Below are 14,744 nucleotides of genomic sequence, written 5' to 3' on the forward strand. Positions count from 1 at the left end.
ACCTTGCAAAAGCGATTGTTGCGCGTCGCGTCTCTCCAAACGAGACCAACGTGCGGCCGCCTTACGTAATAACGCTCGGTTCGCTGCGGCCGGTATGGGCCTTGATGCCGGCGATCGTATCGGCAACGGAGATCAGGTCGGCGAGCGCCGTCTGCGTCTCGATGCCGTGGCGGGTCGCATCCGGTTCGTAACGCTCGACATAAAGGCGAAGCGTGGCGCCCGCCGTGCCCGTGCCGGAAAGGCGCAGCACGATGCGCGAGCCGCCTTCGAACAGGATGCGGATACCCTGATTCTTGCTGACGGACTGGTCGACCGGATCGTGATAGGCAAAATCATCCGCCTTCGCGACCTTCAGATTGCCGTAGCTGGTGCCGGGAAGCGTGGCCAGTTTTTCGCGCAGGGTGGCGACCAGCGTGTTGGCGGCGTCCGAATCCACCTCTTCGTAGTCGTGGCGGGAATAATAGTTGCGGCCATATTCGGCCCAGTGCTTCGTGACGATGTCTTTCACGCTTTCCTTGCGCGCGGCGACGATGTTCAGCCAGAACAGCACGGCCCAGAGGCCGTCCTTTTCGCGCACGTGGTTCGAGCCGGTGCCGAAGCTCTCTTCGCCGCAGACCGTGACCTTGCCGGCATCGAGCAGATTGCCGAAGAATTTCCAGCCGGTCGGCGTTTCATACATGCCAAGGCCGAGCTTTTCGGCGACACGATCTGCTGCCGCACTTGTCGGCATGGAGCGGGCGATGCCGGAAATGCCGGCGGCATAACCGGGTGCCAGTTTCGCATTGGCGGCGATGATCGCGAGACTGTCGGACGGCGTGACGAACATGCCCTTGCCGACGACCATGTTGCGGTCGCCGTCGCCATCGGAAGCCGCGCCGAAATCCGGGCCTTGCGGGCTCATGACATCGTCATAAAGCTCCTTGGCATGGACAAGGTTCGGGTCGGGATGGTGGCCGCCGAAATCCGGCAGCGGCGTTGCGTTGCGGACAGAGCCCTTGGGAGCGCCGAGGCGTTTCTCGATGATCTCGACAGCATAGGGGCCGGTGACGGCGCTCATGGAGTCGACCACGACCTTGAAGCCGCCGGCGATGAGGGCACGAATGGCGTCGAAATCGAACAGCTCTTCCATCAGGGCGGCGTAATCGGCAACCGGGTCGATCACCTCGACCGTCAGCTCATCCACCTTGAAGCTGCCCACCTTGTCGAGATCGATATCGGCGGCGTCGGAGATTTTATAGCTGTCGATGACCTTGGAGCGGGCATAGATCGCATCGGTGATCTTTTCCGGTGCCGGGCCGCCATTGCCGATATTGTATTTGATGCCGAAATCTTCGTTCGGGCCGCCGGGATTGTGGCTGGCGGAGAGCACGATGCCGCCGAAGGCCTTGTATTTGCGGATGATGTTGGAAGCGGCAGGCGTGGAGAGAATGCCGCCCTGACCGACCAGCACCTTGCCGAAACCGGCAGCGGCGGCCATCTTGATCGCCTTCTGGATGACTTCGCGGTTGTAATAACGGCCATCGCCGCCGATCACCAGCGTCTGGCCCTGAAAGCCCTCGAGCGCGTCGAAGATCGACTGGATGAAGTTCTCGGCGTAATTTTCCTGGGCGAAGACTGGCACCTTCTTGCGCAGGCCGGACGTGCCCGGCTTCTGGTCCTGATAGGGCTTGGTCTGAACGGTCTTGATCATTGTTTCAATGGCCTTTCGAAATAAGCTGGCTGTAAAGCGCGGCGTAAAGACCGGCGCTCTTTTCCCAGGAAACATCGGATTTCATCCCGAGTTTCTGCATTTGTGTCCATAGTTTCGGGTCGTGGTAATAACGCACGGTCCGGCGGATCGCCTGTTTGAGACCGTCGAGCGTGACGGGTGAGAATTGCACGCCGGTCGCCGATTTATTGGCGATGGCGGCATGGTTGGCGTCGATCACCGTGTCGGCAAGGCCGCCGGTGCGGGCGACGACCGGAATGCAGCCATAACGCAGCGCGTAAAGCTGGGTGAGGCCGCAGGGTTCGAAGCGCGAGGGGATGATGATCGCGTCGCAACCCGCCTGCATCAGATGCGACAGCGGTTCGTTATAACCAATGGCAACGCCGACGCGGCCATGGTGGCGGGATGCGGCCGCCAGAAGTGCGCCTTCCAGCGCCACTTCTCCTGCGCCCAGCACCACCAGACGGCCGCCGAGGGACACGATCTCGTCCACGGCCTCCGCCATGAGATCGATGCCCTTCTGCCAGGTGAGACGGGAGATGATGCAGAAAAGCGGGCTGTCATCATCATCGATGCGGAAATGTTCGGCGACCGCCTTCTTGTTCAGCGCGCGGTTCCTGAGATTGGCGGCCGAATAATTGTCGTGGATCAGATGGTCCGTCGCCGGGTTCCAGACGTCGGCGTCGATGCCGTTGACGATGCCGTGCAGCACATGGGCGCGGCTGCCGATGACGCCGTGCAGGCCCATGCCGAATTGCGGCGTGAGGATTTCCTCGGCATAGGACGGGCTGACGGTGCTAAGCGCCGTCGCCGTCTGCAGGCCGCCCTTCAGGAAGCTGACATCGTTGTAATATTCAATGCCTTCCATGCCGAAGGCATGGGCGGGCAGGGCAAGCTTGCTAAAAATATTCGCGCCGAACTGGCCCTGGAAGGCAATGTTGTGGATGGTGAGAAGGCTCGGAATCTCGGGCGTCTCGGCATAACGCATATAGACCGGCGCCATGGCGGCCTGCCAGTCGTGGGCATGCACCATGTCCGGCCGCCAGCCGGGAAGCGCGCCGGCGGCGATGCGGGCCGCAGCCAGCGACAGCGCCGCGAAACGCTTCCAATTATCCGGATAGTCCTTGCCGGTCTGGTCGAGATAGGGGCCGCCGGAGCGCTCGTAATAAGCGGGCGCATCGAGAATGAGGAGGTCAAGCCCCTCATGCCGTACTTCCAGCACATCGGCTTTCTCGCCGAGCAGATCGGTAAATTCGAAACATTTGACGGGATCCGTCACGGCGGCTTTCACCGCCGGATATCCGGGTATCAGCGTGCGCGTCGTGACGCCATGGGCTTCCAGCGCGATGGGGAGCGCGCCGACAACGTCGGCGAGCCCTCCGGTCTTGATCAGGGGATAGATTTCGGATGAAACCGAAAGGACATTCATGGGCTCTACAGGTCCAGCTTGTCGATCATCGATTGGGTGATAAGGCAGATGCCGTTTTCAGTGCGGCGGAAACGTTTGGCATCCAGTTCTGGGTCTTCTCCTACAATCAGTCCTTCCGGAATGACCACGCCATGGTCGATGACGACATTGCTGAGCTGGGCATGACGCCCGATCTTCACACTCGGCAGTACTACGGCATTCTCAAGGCGGGAGTATGAATTGGCGCGCACGCCTGTGAACAAGAGGCTGCGATTGAGCGAGGCGCCGGAAATGATGCAGTCGCCGGAGACGACCGACGACACGGCCGAACCGCGGCGGTTCTCGTCATCATGCACGAATTTCGCCGGCGGGGTGATTTCCGCATAGGTCCAGATCGGCCAGGACTTGTCGTAGATATCGAGGTCCGGCACCACATCCGTGAGGTCAATATTGGCCTGCCAATAGGCGTCGATGGTGCCGACGTCGCGCCAGTAGGGGCCATGCTCGAAATCCGAACGCACGCAGCTATCAGCGAAGCGGTGGGCGACGGCCTTACCGTGCTCGACGATATAGGGAATGATGTCCTTGCCGAAGTCGCGGCTGGAGGTCGGGTCGGCGGCGTCGCGGCGCAGGGCTTCCATCAGGAATTTCGTGTGGAAGACATAGATGCCCATGGAGGCGAGCGCAAAACCTTCATTGCCGGGAATGCCGGGCGGATCGGCCGGCTTTTCGATGAAATCGATGATCTCGTCTTTTTCGTTCACATGCATCACGCCGAAGCCGGTCGCTTCCATGCGTGGCACTTCCAGGCAGCCGATCGTCACGTCGGCGCCGGAATCGACATGCTGCTGCAGCATGTATTCGTAGTCCATTTTATAGATATGGTCGCCGGCCAGGATGACCATGTATTCGGGCGCATAGGGCTCGATGATGTCGATGTTCTGGTAAACCGCGTCCGCGGTGCCCTCATACCATTGGGTTTCCGACACGCGCTGCGAGGCCGGCAGAATGTCGAAGCTCTCGTTACGTTCAGGGCGGAAGAAGTCCCAGCCGCGCTGCAGGTGGCGGATCAGCGAATGCGCCTTGTATTGCGTGGCGACGCCGATGCGGCGGATGCCGGAATTGAGCGCGTTGGAGAGCGCAAAATCGATGATGCGCGCCTTGCCGCCGAAATAGACGGCGGGTTTTGCCCGGCGGTCCGTCAGTTCCTTCAGGCGGCTGCCTCTGCCGCCTGCGAGGACATAAGCCATTGCATCACGTGCCAAAGGCTGAACTCTTTTTTCCGACATGGTGTCCTCCCTCTCTGTCTGTCAGTTTTCCGGTTCGAGCATGATCGTGGCAAGCGGTGGCAGGACGAGCATCGCCCCGATATCGCCGCCGGCATCGACTGCCTGAACGCGTCCGCCATTTCCCTTGCCGCTGCCGCCGTAAATTTCGGCATCGGTGTTGAGAATCTCCCTCCACCGCCCCGCAAGCGGAAGCGGCACATAATAATTTTCCCTGTAAACCGGGGTGAGGTTGCAGATGACCGCCACCGGTTTTTCACCCGGCGCCATGCGCAGCCAGGCGAAGACGGAGTTGTCGTGGTCATCGACCACCAGCCAGCGGAAACCTTCGGGTTCGCAGTCACGGGCGTGCAAAGCGGGTTTTGAGCGATAGGTGAGGTTGAGATCGCGCACGAGGCGGCGCATGCCCTCATGCATCGGATATTGTCGCAGGTTCCAGTCGAGCGCGCCCTTTTCGCTCCATTCGCTCCATTGCGCGAATTCCTGGCCCATGAACAGCAGCTTCTTGCCGGGATACCCCCACATGAAGGCGTAATAGGAGCGCAGATTGGCGAATTTCTGCCAGTCGTCGCCGGCCATCTTGGCGATCAGCGATCCCTTGCCGTGCACCACCTCGTCATGGGAGAGCGGCAGCACGAAATTTTCGCTGAAGGCGTAAAGCAGGCCGAAGGTCAGCTCCTGATGGTGGAACTTCCTGTGCACCGGCTCGCGCGAGAAATAACTCAGCGTGTCGTGCATGAAACCCATGTTCCATTTGAAACCGAAACCGAGGCCGCCTTCATGGACCGGCTGCGATACTTTCGGCCAGGAGGTGGATTCCTCGGCAATCGTCATGACGCCCGGATGGGTGCCGTAGACGAGGGAATTCATCTTCTGCAGGAAACGGACGGATTCGAGATTTTCGCGCCCGCCATATTCGTTGGGAATCCACTCGCCTTCCTTGCGGGAATAATCGAGATAGAGCATCGAGGCGACCGCATCGACGCGCAGGCCGTCGAGATGGAACTTCTCGGCCCAATAAAGCGCATTGTTGATGAGATAGGACATCACCTCGATGCGGCCGAAATTGTAGATGGCCGTGTTCCAGTCGGGATGAAAACCCTGGCGCGGATCGGCATGTTCGTAAAGCGCGGTGCCGTCGAACCAGCGCAGCCCGTGTTCGTCAGTGGGGAAATGCGCCGGAACCCAGTCCAGCAAAACGCCGATGCCGACCTTGTGGGCGCCGTTGACAAAACGGGCAAAGCCCTCCGGATCGCCGAAACGGGCGCTCGGGGCGTAAAGGCCGGTCGTCTGGTAACCCCAGGAGGGATCATAGGGATGTTCGGTGATCGGCAGGAACTCGATATGGGTGAAGCCCATGTCGGTACAATAGGGAATGAGCTGGGCGGCCAGTTCATCCCAGCTGAGGAAGGTGCCGTCCTCGCGGCGCTGCCAGGAACCGGCATGCACCTCGTAAATGCTGATCGGCTGGCGACGCTGGTCCACCTGTGCCCAATGTTCGCGGTGGGCCTGGTCTTCCCATTTCTGCGTCAGTTCCGGCGCGGTAACGGAAGCGTTCTTCGGCCGCAACTCGGCGCGGCGGGCATAGGGATCGGCCTTCAGCGGCAGAAGCTCGCCGTTCGCACCGAGGATTTCGAATTTATAAGCGCAGCCGGCATAGACGTCAGGCGCGAAGATTTCCCAGATGCCGGTATCCTTGCGGAACCGCATGACATGCCGGCGGCCATCCCAATTGTTGAAATCGCCGACGACGGAAACACGCCGGGCGTTGGGCGCCCAGACGGCGAAGTGGAAACCCTCGACGCCTTCGAGCTTGAGGGGATGCGCACCCATCCTGTCGAAGAGCCTGAGATGCGATCCTTCGCGGACGAAATAATCGTCCATCGGGCCGAGAACCGGGCCGAAGCTATAGGGGTCGGTCACCGCCCATTCGGCATCATCGCGCGCCGCGCGGTAACGCACCGGCTGGCGCTTTGAAAGATCTATCGCGCCTTCGAAAAAACCGTCGGGGTCCAGCCGCTTCAATTCACCCACGAAATTTCCGTCCAGCGTCAGGACGGAGACCTCCTCGGCGCCGGGAATGAAACAGCGCGCGGAAAACCCTTCCGGCGTTTCGTGAACGCCGAGAAGGGCAAAGGGATTGGAATGCAAACCGCTCTTGATCGCCTCGATTTCAGCCTTCGTGATCTCGCCAGTCTTTTTCTCTTCGGCCGAATTGAGCGGTTTTTTCATCAGGCTCTCCAGATCTCGGTGGCATATTGGCGGATCGTCCGGTCGGATGAGAACCAGCCCATACGCGCCGTGTTGCGCACTGTCTTGGCATACCAGCTATCCGGATGGCTCCAGATCGCGTCCACTTCGCGCTGTGCATTGGCATAGGCGTCGAAATCGGCGGCGACCATGAACCAATCGCTGTTGTAAATACCGTCGATCAGGCCCGAAAAACGGGAGCGGTCATCCGGCGAGAAGACGCCGGAGGCGATGGAAGACAGCGCCTGCGACAGCTCGGCCGATCCTTCGATGATCGCGCGGGGATTGTGGCCTTCGGCACGCGCCTTGGCCACTTCATCCGCCGTCATGCCGAAGATGACGATGTTTTCAGCGCCGACATGTTCGAGCATTTCGACATTGGCGCCATCGAGCGTGCCGATGGTCAGCGCGCCGTTGAGCGCGAATTTCATGTTGCCGGTGCCGGAAGCTTCCATGCCGGCGGTCGAAATCTGTTCCGAAAGATCGGCGGCGGGAACCATGATTTCCGCGAGCGAGACATTATAGTTCGGAACAAAAACCACTTTCAGAAGCCCGCGCACGGCCGGATCGTTGTTGATGACCCGGGCAATATCGTTGGCAAGCTTGATGATCAGCTTCGCGTTGTGATAACTCGGCGCTGCCTTGCCTGCGAAGAACTTAACGCGCGGCACCCAATCCAGTTCCGGGTGGGAACGGATCTGGTCGTAAAGCGCGACCGTTTCCACGAGGTTCAGAAGCTGGCGCTTATATTCGTGAATACGCTTGATCTGGATGTCGAACATGGCCGAGGGATCGACGCGGATGCCCATGCGCTGCGCCACCGTATTGGCCAGCCGCACCTTGTTCAGACGCTTCACCTCGGCGAATTTTTCGCGGAAACCGGCGTCGTCGGCGAAACGGTCGAGCGCTGTCAGCTTTTCCGCATCGTCGAGGAAATCGTCGCCGATTGCCTCGCGCACCAACCCTGTCAGGCCGGGATTGCACTGCATCAGCCAGCGCCGCGGGGTGATGCCGTTGGTCTTGTTGTTGATGCGCTCGGGATAGAGGCTGTGCAGGTCGGCAAAGACCGTTTCCTTCATCAGGTCGGTATGAAGTGCCGAGACGCCGTTGATGGAATGCGAACCGATGAAAGCGAGATTGCCCATGCGCACGCGCCGCTCGCCGCCTTCGTCGATCAGCGAGATGGAGCGGATCTGCTGATCCGCCATCTTCTTTTCCTTGCGGGCATAGACCAGCGTATTGGCGTTGATGGCGTAGACAATCTGCATATGCCTCGGCAGAAGACGCTCGAGCAGCGGCACCGGCCAGCTTTCCAGCGCCTCGGGCAGCAGCGTGTGGTTGGTGTAGGAGAATGTGCCCTGGGTGATCTTCCAGGCTTCCTCGAATTCCAGCCCGTGCACATCGCACAGAAGACGCATCATTTCGGCGATGGAAATGGCCGGATGTGTGTCGTTGAGCTGGATCGAGACCTTGTCCGGCAGCGAGGTGAAATCGGGATATTGCTGTAGGTGGCGGCGCAGAATGTCCTGCAGCGAGGCGGAGGAGAAGAAGAACTCCTGTCTGAGGCGCAGTTCCTGGCCGGCCGGCGTCGCGTCCGCGGGGTATAGAACGCGCGTCAGGCTTTCCGCCTTGTTGCTTTCGCGCAATGCGCCGATATGGTCGCCGGCGTTGAAGGCGGCCAGAAGAATGGGGTCGATCGGCTGCGCCGACCATAGCCGCAGCGTGTTGACGCGGGTGCCGCGCCAGCCGACGACCGGCGTGTCGTAGGCCATGGCGATGACGCGTTCGGCCGGTTTCCAGACGAAACGCTGCGGATCTTCGTAACCGCCAATCGTTTCCACCGATCCGCCGAAGCCGATTTCATAGGAGCTTTCGCGACGCTCGAATTCCCAGGGGTTGCCGTGCGCCAGCCAGGTTTCCGGCAGTTCCACCTGCCATCCGTCCGCCATCTGCTGGCGGAAGAGGCCGTGCACGTAACGGATGCCGTAGCCATAGGCGGGAATATCGACGGTCGCCATGGATTCCATGAAGCAGGCGGCGAGACGGCCAAGGCCGCCATTGCCGAGTGCGGCATCCGGCTCCAGCCCGGCGATGACGTCGAGATCGACGCCGAGCGAGGACAAAGCATCGCGGATTTCATGCATCAGGCCGATATTGGAGATGGCGTCGCGCATCAGGCGGCCGATCAGGAATTCCAGCGACAGGTAATAAACGCGCTTGGAATTGTTCTGATAGGCCTTGCGGGTGGATTCCATCCACTTGTCGATGATGCGGTCACGCACGACGAGGATGGTTGCGGTCAGCCAGTCGTGCGGTTTTGCAACCTTGACGTCCTTGCCGATGCGGTAGGTGAGGCGTTCGATGATTTCCGACGCCATGATTTCCGGGTTGGAACTGCGCGGGGCGGGGCGGGGAAGATCGGCGGCGTTGAGATTATTGATCATTGGTCGGTCAGCACCTTGGTGGGAGGAGAGGGTCTGATGAGGTCGATCCGTGTTGCCTTTGCTGATGCCAGTTTATGCATCGATATGGAGGCGTGGCAACAGCAATTTTTCCGGAAAGTTGAAGAGCGTAGGTTTATGAAAAATAAGACTTTTTCTTCCGCGTTCCAAGGATCGCCGAAGGCATTGCCGGCCCTTTATGCGTCGTTCCGGAACGGGTCTGCATGGTCGTTGCGATGGCGGGCATCGTTCAAAAAAGGGAAAGGGGCTGCAACACTTTTAAATGGTTCACCGGTCCTGAAATCTGTTTCGCTCCAATATTCTGTTTTCCGCATCGAAACAAAGATCGTGGATATTTTCGATCCGATGCCGTGGATCACACACTAGCCTTCGCGGCTGCGAAAATTCAATGAAAATAAACGGGGCGCCGCGGCGGCTGCGGCGCCCGCGGGCGGCGGCGACCTGAAAACGGGAAGATGCGGCGGTGACAGCGGATGTTTACGACAGGAAAAAAGGCTGCGTCGTCATTTTCCCGGCGCGGATCGTCACGCTGGTATTCGGCGGAACGGCGCACCAGGGGGTGCAATCGAAGGAAAAAGGTTCCGAACTCAAAGCAATGCCATCGTCCAGCCCGCGCCAGTAGAGCGTCGGCGGCTTGTCGTCGCTCGACCAGCGGAAGGCGTGTACGCAATCGCCATCCATCAATACGGCGCTGAACCGCAGCGCGGAGGAGACCCCCGCTGCGATCATTTTTTCCTGACAGAGGCGGAGCGCGGTGGAAATGGCGCGCACCGGATCGGTATCGAGGCCGAGGCCGGCGGCGATGAGGAAGATCGCCTCGCTGTCGCCGGTGCCGCGCCGGGATGCATAAATCTCGTCGGGAATGAGGGAATCGATATCGCGCCTGATCTGCTCGTAACCGCCGATCTGGCCGTTATGCATGAACAGATAGTGCCGATGGGAAAAGGGGTGGCAATTGGCGCGGGAAACCTCGCCAGATGTGGCGGAGCGGACATGGGCCATGAACATGCCCGAGCGGAGGTGATGGCAAAGCGCCGCCAGATTGGCATCGGACCAGGCGGGCCTGGTATCGCGAAAAACGCCGGGTGTTCCCCGCTCTCCATACCAGCCAAGGCCGCAGCCATCGCCATTGACGACGGTTTTTGCTTCCCTTGCAGCCATGGACTGGCTGACCAGTGACGCTTCCGGCTCGATCAGCAGGCTGTCGAGCCAGACCGGTTTACCAGAATAGGCGAAGAGGCGGCACATTCATGCGGCTCTGTCTAATGCCTTGTTTCCGAGCGCGAAGCCGACGGCGGCCTTCGCGTGAATGGCGGTCGAATCGTATCCCGGCAGGGGCAGGGCGTCGGGATCGATCAGCAGGGAAATTTCGGTGCAGCCGAGAATGACGGAATCGACGCCGAGGGCGCGGGCCTTCTCGATGACCGCAAGATAACGCTCGCGCGAGCAGGACTTGATCTCGCCCTGGCACAGTTCACCGAAGATGATGTCGTGGATCGCTGCCCGGTCTTCCGCATCCGGCACGGCCACCTCGACACCGTGGCGGCGCATGCGGTCGGTATAAAAGCCATGTTCCATGGTGTAGCGGGTGGCGAGCAGCAGCGGCTTGCGGCGTCCGTCCGCCTTCAGGGCGGCGGCGGTTTCGTCGATGATGTCGATCAGCGCCACACCCGACATTGTCGCCACTTGGTCAGCGACGAGATGCATGGTGTTGGTGCAGATCAGCACGCAATCGGCGCCCGCATTGGCAAGGCGCGCACCGGCGGCACCCAGAAGCGCACCGGCCTCATCCCAGCGATCAGCCTTCTGCAGGGCGACGACTTCGGAAAAATCGAGCGAATGCATGACGATATCGGCCGAGACCAGCCCGCCGCGGCTGTCGCGCACGGCCTCGTTGATCATGCGGTAATAGGTGGCGGTGGATTCCCAGCTCATGCCGCCGATCAGGCCGATGCGTTTCATAAGAGTTCCCTTATCAAGTTTGATTGAAGACAAGAATGCCATCACGGGCATGAAAACGGCATGCGTTTTTTAGAGGATTGCGCAGCAATAATGCAAATCTAACGCGCCTTATTGGAGAATACCGCAAATTTCTTGCGCCATCGCGTAAACCGATGCATTCTTAAGGGATGATTGATGACCGTGACCGCCGAATCCTTGCGATTCTCCAGGAAAATGCCGAAACGCCACTCACTGACATCGCGCAGCAGGTTTCGCTGTCTTTGTCCGCCTGTTCGCGGCGTATCACGCGGCTGCGGGCGGAAGGTTATGTGACGGGCACGATGGCGTTGCTCGACCGGCGGAAGATCAACCTGCCAACCACGGTTTTCCTGCTGGTGAGAACCGGCCTGCATGCGGAGGACTGGCTGGACCAGTTCCATGCCGCCGTCAGCACGATACCGGAAATCGTCGAGGTTCACCGGCTGACCGGCAATTTCGATTATATTCTGAAACTCGTGCTGCCGAATGTCGAATATTACGACACGATCTACAAACAGATCCTGCGCCGCGTCCAGCTTTACGACATGTCGGCCTATATCTCCATGGAGACGGTGAAGCTGTCGTCCTCGCTGCCGACGACGCATATCCGAGGGCTCATCGAACCTTGATCAGCGCGCGTCCTCTAAACGCACGCCGAAGCGGAAGCTTCGCGTCTCGCCCGGCTGCAGGGTGATCGCATCCGCGAGTTCCCGATGGTTGAAGGCATTGGTGGGCATTTCCACCGGTTCGAGCGCGATGGAGTGCCGCCTGCCGCGGGCCAGCGTGTCGCCGGTGAAGACATGCATGTGCCCGCGCTCCTGCCAGACCGTGAGGCTCGAACCGTCGTGCCGGTTCTCCAGCCTCGTCTCGTAAAGCCCGTTTTCGGATGCGACCAGATCGGTAAAGCAGACGTCGAGCACATGGCCGGCCAGCGGCGCATGGAGAAAACGGCTATCCTCCCGTTTGACGATGTCCGCCTGCGGGTCCCGCAGGGGAATGAGGTTCCCGTCCGTTGCAATCGCCGTCCGCGAGGGCAGCGTCAGAAGGAGATCGTCGATGGACCTCGTGCCGGGCAGCCGGAAATAGGGATGCCAGCCGGCGGCGAAAGGCAGCGGCCGGTCGCCGCGATTGATGCCGCGTATGTCGAGGGCGACCTCGTGACCGGCAAAACGATATTCCACCTCGATGGCAAGCCGGTAGGGATAACCCCTGAAATCGGCCGGCGATATTTCCGCCCGGAAAATGAGGATATGTGCGCCGGGCTCCTCGGAAGATTGCACAAGCGCGAAGGGCAGGGCTCTGGCAAATCCGTGGAAGACGAGGGTCTCATGGGCAAGCACGGGTTCGATGTGGTGCATCTCCCCGCCGAAGCCATATCGGCCATCCGGAATGCGGTTGGTGAAGGGCGCGAGAATGCCGTTTCTGACGCCGTTCTGTGATTGCAGTTCCGCGGCCGTCAAATAACCGTCGACGAGATTTTCGCCTTCGCCGCCATCGGCGGGCTTTGGCCGCCAACTCAGAAGCGTTGCGCCCTCATAAGCGATCTCGGCACTGAAGCCCTCGCCGGAAACGGCAATAGCGGCAATCCCCGTGCCTGTCGCGGAGGTGGTCATCGGGACATCGTCCTTTGCATGCATGCATCTGCGGTCATCGGGGGCAATGGCCGCGCCGATTCGCCCGATCATCTTCGCTGCGGGACGATTGCGCAATGGCGATGACGGCCTGTATCAACAGGGCCGCCGCCATTTCGATGTTTCACCGTTTAAGCACCTGCGGTCCAAACGGAATCGCCGGACGTGCTCCCGCCTTTCGTTCTCCGCATTTTCCCGAGGTAAGACCGCGACGCCCTTTTATCGGAAATGCTCGCGCCCGCGGCGGCAATCAGTCCGGGAAGGTGCGTTTTGCGCCGCTGAAAAATTCCATCAGCGCGGCCTGATCCTCGCCGCCCAGCCCCGCCGCCGTCAGCATGCGGTGCACCTCGGCGCAAACCGCCGTCAGCGGCATGGCGGTGTTGGTGCGCCGGGCCAGATCCTGCGCGCCGTTCAGGTCCTTGACCATATTGTCGATACGGCCGGTGCGGCGGTAATCCTTTGCGACATAACGCGGCATATATTCCTGCAGGATGGCGCTATCGGCCCGGCCGCCCTTCAGCGCCTGCGGGATTTTGTCCGCATCGACGCCGGCGTCGAGCGCCAGCTGCGTTGCCTCCGCAACCGCCAGGAAATTCAGGCCGCAGAGAACCTGGTTGATCAGCTTGGTCGTCTGCCCGGCGCCGCAGGGTCCCATATGGGTGTAGTTGCTGGCCACGTGTTGCAGCACGCGATGGGCATCGGCCACATCCTTTTCGCTGCCGCCCGCCATCAGCGTCAATTGCCCGATGAGCGCCTTGGGCGCACCGCCTGAAAGGGGGCTGTCCACCCAGCGCAGACCCTTTTCGGCGGCATCGGCCGCCAGTTCCCTGGTCGCTTCCGGGTCGATGGAGGACATGTCGATGATCAGCGTGCCGGGCTTTGCCCCGGCCGCGACGCCATCCTTGCCGAAGACGGCGATACGGACGATCTTCGGCGAATTGAGGCTGAGGATCACGACGTCGGAGACAGACGCTGCTTCCGCCGCCGTGCCGGCGCTTTGCGCGCCGCGGCTGGTCAGCGCCGCCACCTTTTCCGCATCCAGATCGAAAACCGTCAGCTGATTGCCGGTTTCGACGAGCCGGGTGCCGATCGCGCCGCCCATGGCGCCCGCGCCGATGAGCGCGACTTTGTTCTTCTCGGTCATGGTGTTCACGGCCTCCTCCCAGACTATCGTGGTGGCATCGGTTCATTCCGGATGGCGGCCGCGGCCTGCCGTCCGGAATGGCGGTTTTTAGAGCGAGGCGGTGATGCCGCCGTCGACATAAAGAATATGGCCGTTGACGAAGGAGGAGGCGTCGGACGACAGGAAGATGCACGCGCCGACAAGTTCTTCGACCTTGCCCCAGCGGCCGGCCGGGGTGCGCTTTTCAAGCCATGCCGAAAAGGTCTCGTCTGCGACGAGGGCCGCGTTCAGCGGCGTGTCGAAATAGCCGGGCGCGATGGCGTTGCATTGCAGGCCGTATTTAGCCCAGTCCGTCGCCATGCCCTTTGTCAGATTGCCGACGGCGCCCTTGGTGGCGGTGTAGGGCGCGATGCCGGGGCGGGCAAGGGCGGTCTGAACGCTGGCGATGTTGATGATCTTGCCGCGTCCGCGGGAAATCATGTGGCGCGCCGCGGCCTGTCCGGCGTGGAACACCGAGGCGATGTTGGTCTGCAAAAGGCGTTCGAAGGCATCGGCCGGGAAATCCTCGAGCGGCGTACGATGCTGCATGCCGGCATTGTTGACCAGAATATCGATGGGGCCGACCTCGGCTTCGAAACGGTCGATCGCCTCACGCACCGCACCGTGGTCGGTGGCGTCGAAGGCGAGCGTTTTTGCGCCCTTGATGCCGGCGGCGGCCGCCTTCAGCTTGGCTTCGTCGCGCCCGTTCAGCACCACTTCCGCGCCGGCTTCCGCCAGCCCTTGCGCCAGCGCGAAGCCGATGCCCTGGGACGAACCCGTGATCAGGGCGCGGCGGCCGGAAAGATCGAACAAATTAAGGCCCACTGTTTCCTCCAGTCTCTCGACATTTGCATTCG

At 60.9% G+C, this 14,744-nt stretch carries 12 protein-coding genes; 2 read left to right on the top strand and 10 right to left on the bottom strand.

Annotated features, from left to right (window positions below):
- Positions 1 to 61: 61 nt before the first annotated feature.
- The 5 genes from ACI2KA_RS06260 to ACI2KA_RS06280 are packed head-to-tail and all read right to left on the bottom strand — an operon-like array spanning position 62 to position 9,096.
- Complete coding sequence (locus ACI2KA_RS06260; protein WP_404500237.1) at positions 62 to 1,690, bottom strand: alpha-D-glucose phosphate-specific phosphoglucomutase; 1,629 nt, start codon at positions 1,688 to 1,690, stop codon at positions 62 to 64.
- A 4-nt stretch (positions 1,691 to 1,694) separates the two neighbouring features.
- The gene (gene glgA, locus ACI2KA_RS06265) at positions 1,695 to 3,137 is read right to left on the bottom strand and encodes a glycogen synthase GlgA (protein WP_404500239.1); all 1,443 of its coding nucleotides are present in this window, start codon (positions 3,135 to 3,137) and stop codon (positions 1,695 to 1,697) included.
- 5 nt (positions 3,138 to 3,142) lie between these two features.
- Positions 3,143 to 4,405 carry a glucose-1-phosphate adenylyltransferase gene (gene glgC / locus ACI2KA_RS06270; protein ID WP_400819300.1) on the bottom strand — a complete coding sequence of 421 codons (1,263 nt, stop codon included), beginning with the start codon at positions 4,403 to 4,405 and terminating at the stop codon, positions 3,143 to 3,145.
- Between the two features lie 21 nt (positions 4,406 to 4,426).
- A complete protein-coding gene (glgB, locus tag ACI2KA_RS06275; protein ID WP_404500241.1) occupies positions 4,427 to 6,634 on the bottom strand; it encodes a 1,4-alpha-glucan branching protein GlgB in 2,208 nt (735 codons plus the stop codon).
- Entirely contained in the window at positions 6,634 to 9,096 is a 2,463-nt protein-coding gene (locus tag ACI2KA_RS06280) for a glycogen/starch/alpha-glucan phosphorylase (RefSeq protein ID WP_404500243.1), read from the bottom strand. Before ACI2KA_RS06280 ends, glgB begins: the two co-directional genes overlap by 1 nt.
- Positions 9,097 to 9,132: 36 nt before the next feature.
- Here ACI2KA_RS06280 and ACI2KA_RS06285 point away from each other — a divergent pair, with 36 nt between their 5' ends.
- Positions 9,133 to 9,480: a hypothetical protein gene (locus ACI2KA_RS06285; protein ID WP_404500245.1), complete on the top strand. Its 348-nt coding sequence runs from the start codon at positions 9,133 to 9,135 to the stop codon at positions 9,478 to 9,480.
- A 111-nt stretch (positions 9,481 to 9,591) separates the two neighbouring features.
- Here ACI2KA_RS06285 and ACI2KA_RS06290 read toward each other — a convergent pair whose 3' ends face one another.
- On the bottom strand, positions 9,592 to 10,362 hold the full coding sequence (locus ACI2KA_RS06290) for a class II glutamine amidotransferase (protein WP_404500247.1): 771 nt from the start codon (positions 10,360 to 10,362) through the stop codon (positions 9,592 to 9,594).
- Entirely contained in the window at positions 10,363 to 11,076 is a 714-nt protein-coding gene (locus tag ACI2KA_RS06295) for an aspartate/glutamate racemase family protein (protein ID WP_404500249.1), read from the bottom strand.
- A 167-nt stretch (positions 11,077 to 11,243) separates the two neighbouring features.
- On the opposite strand from ACI2KA_RS06295, the gene ACI2KA_RS06300 reads away from it, so the two are divergent.
- Positions 11,244 to 11,723, top strand: a complete 480-nt coding sequence (locus ACI2KA_RS06300; RefSeq protein ID WP_404500251.1) for an Lrp/AsnC family transcriptional regulator — start codon at positions 11,244 to 11,246, stop codon at positions 11,721 to 11,723.
- Here ACI2KA_RS06300 and ACI2KA_RS06305 read toward each other — a convergent pair whose 3' ends face one another.
- The 3 genes from ACI2KA_RS06305 to ACI2KA_RS06315 form a co-directional block, all read right to left on the bottom strand.
- Positions 11,724 to 12,707: an aldose 1-epimerase gene (locus tag ACI2KA_RS06305; protein ID WP_404500253.1), complete on the bottom strand. Its 984-nt coding sequence runs from the start codon at positions 12,705 to 12,707 to the stop codon at positions 11,724 to 11,726.
- Between the two features lie 268 nt (positions 12,708 to 12,975).
- The gene (locus tag ACI2KA_RS06310; protein WP_404500439.1) at positions 12,976 to 13,869 is read right to left on the bottom strand and encodes an NAD(P)-dependent oxidoreductase; all 894 of its coding nucleotides are present in this window, start codon (positions 13,867 to 13,869) and stop codon (positions 12,976 to 12,978) included.
- 87 nt (positions 13,870 to 13,956) lie between these two features.
- Complete coding sequence (locus ACI2KA_RS06315; protein WP_110759189.1) at positions 13,957 to 14,712, bottom strand: SDR family oxidoreductase; 756 nt, start codon at positions 14,710 to 14,712, stop codon at positions 13,957 to 13,959.
- Between the last annotated feature and the right edge of the window lie 32 nt (positions 14,713 to 14,744).

The organism is Agrobacterium sp. NPDC089420 (assembly GCF_044900305.1).
Taxonomy (GTDB): domain Bacteria; phylum Pseudomonadota; class Alphaproteobacteria; order Rhizobiales; family Rhizobiaceae; genus Agrobacterium.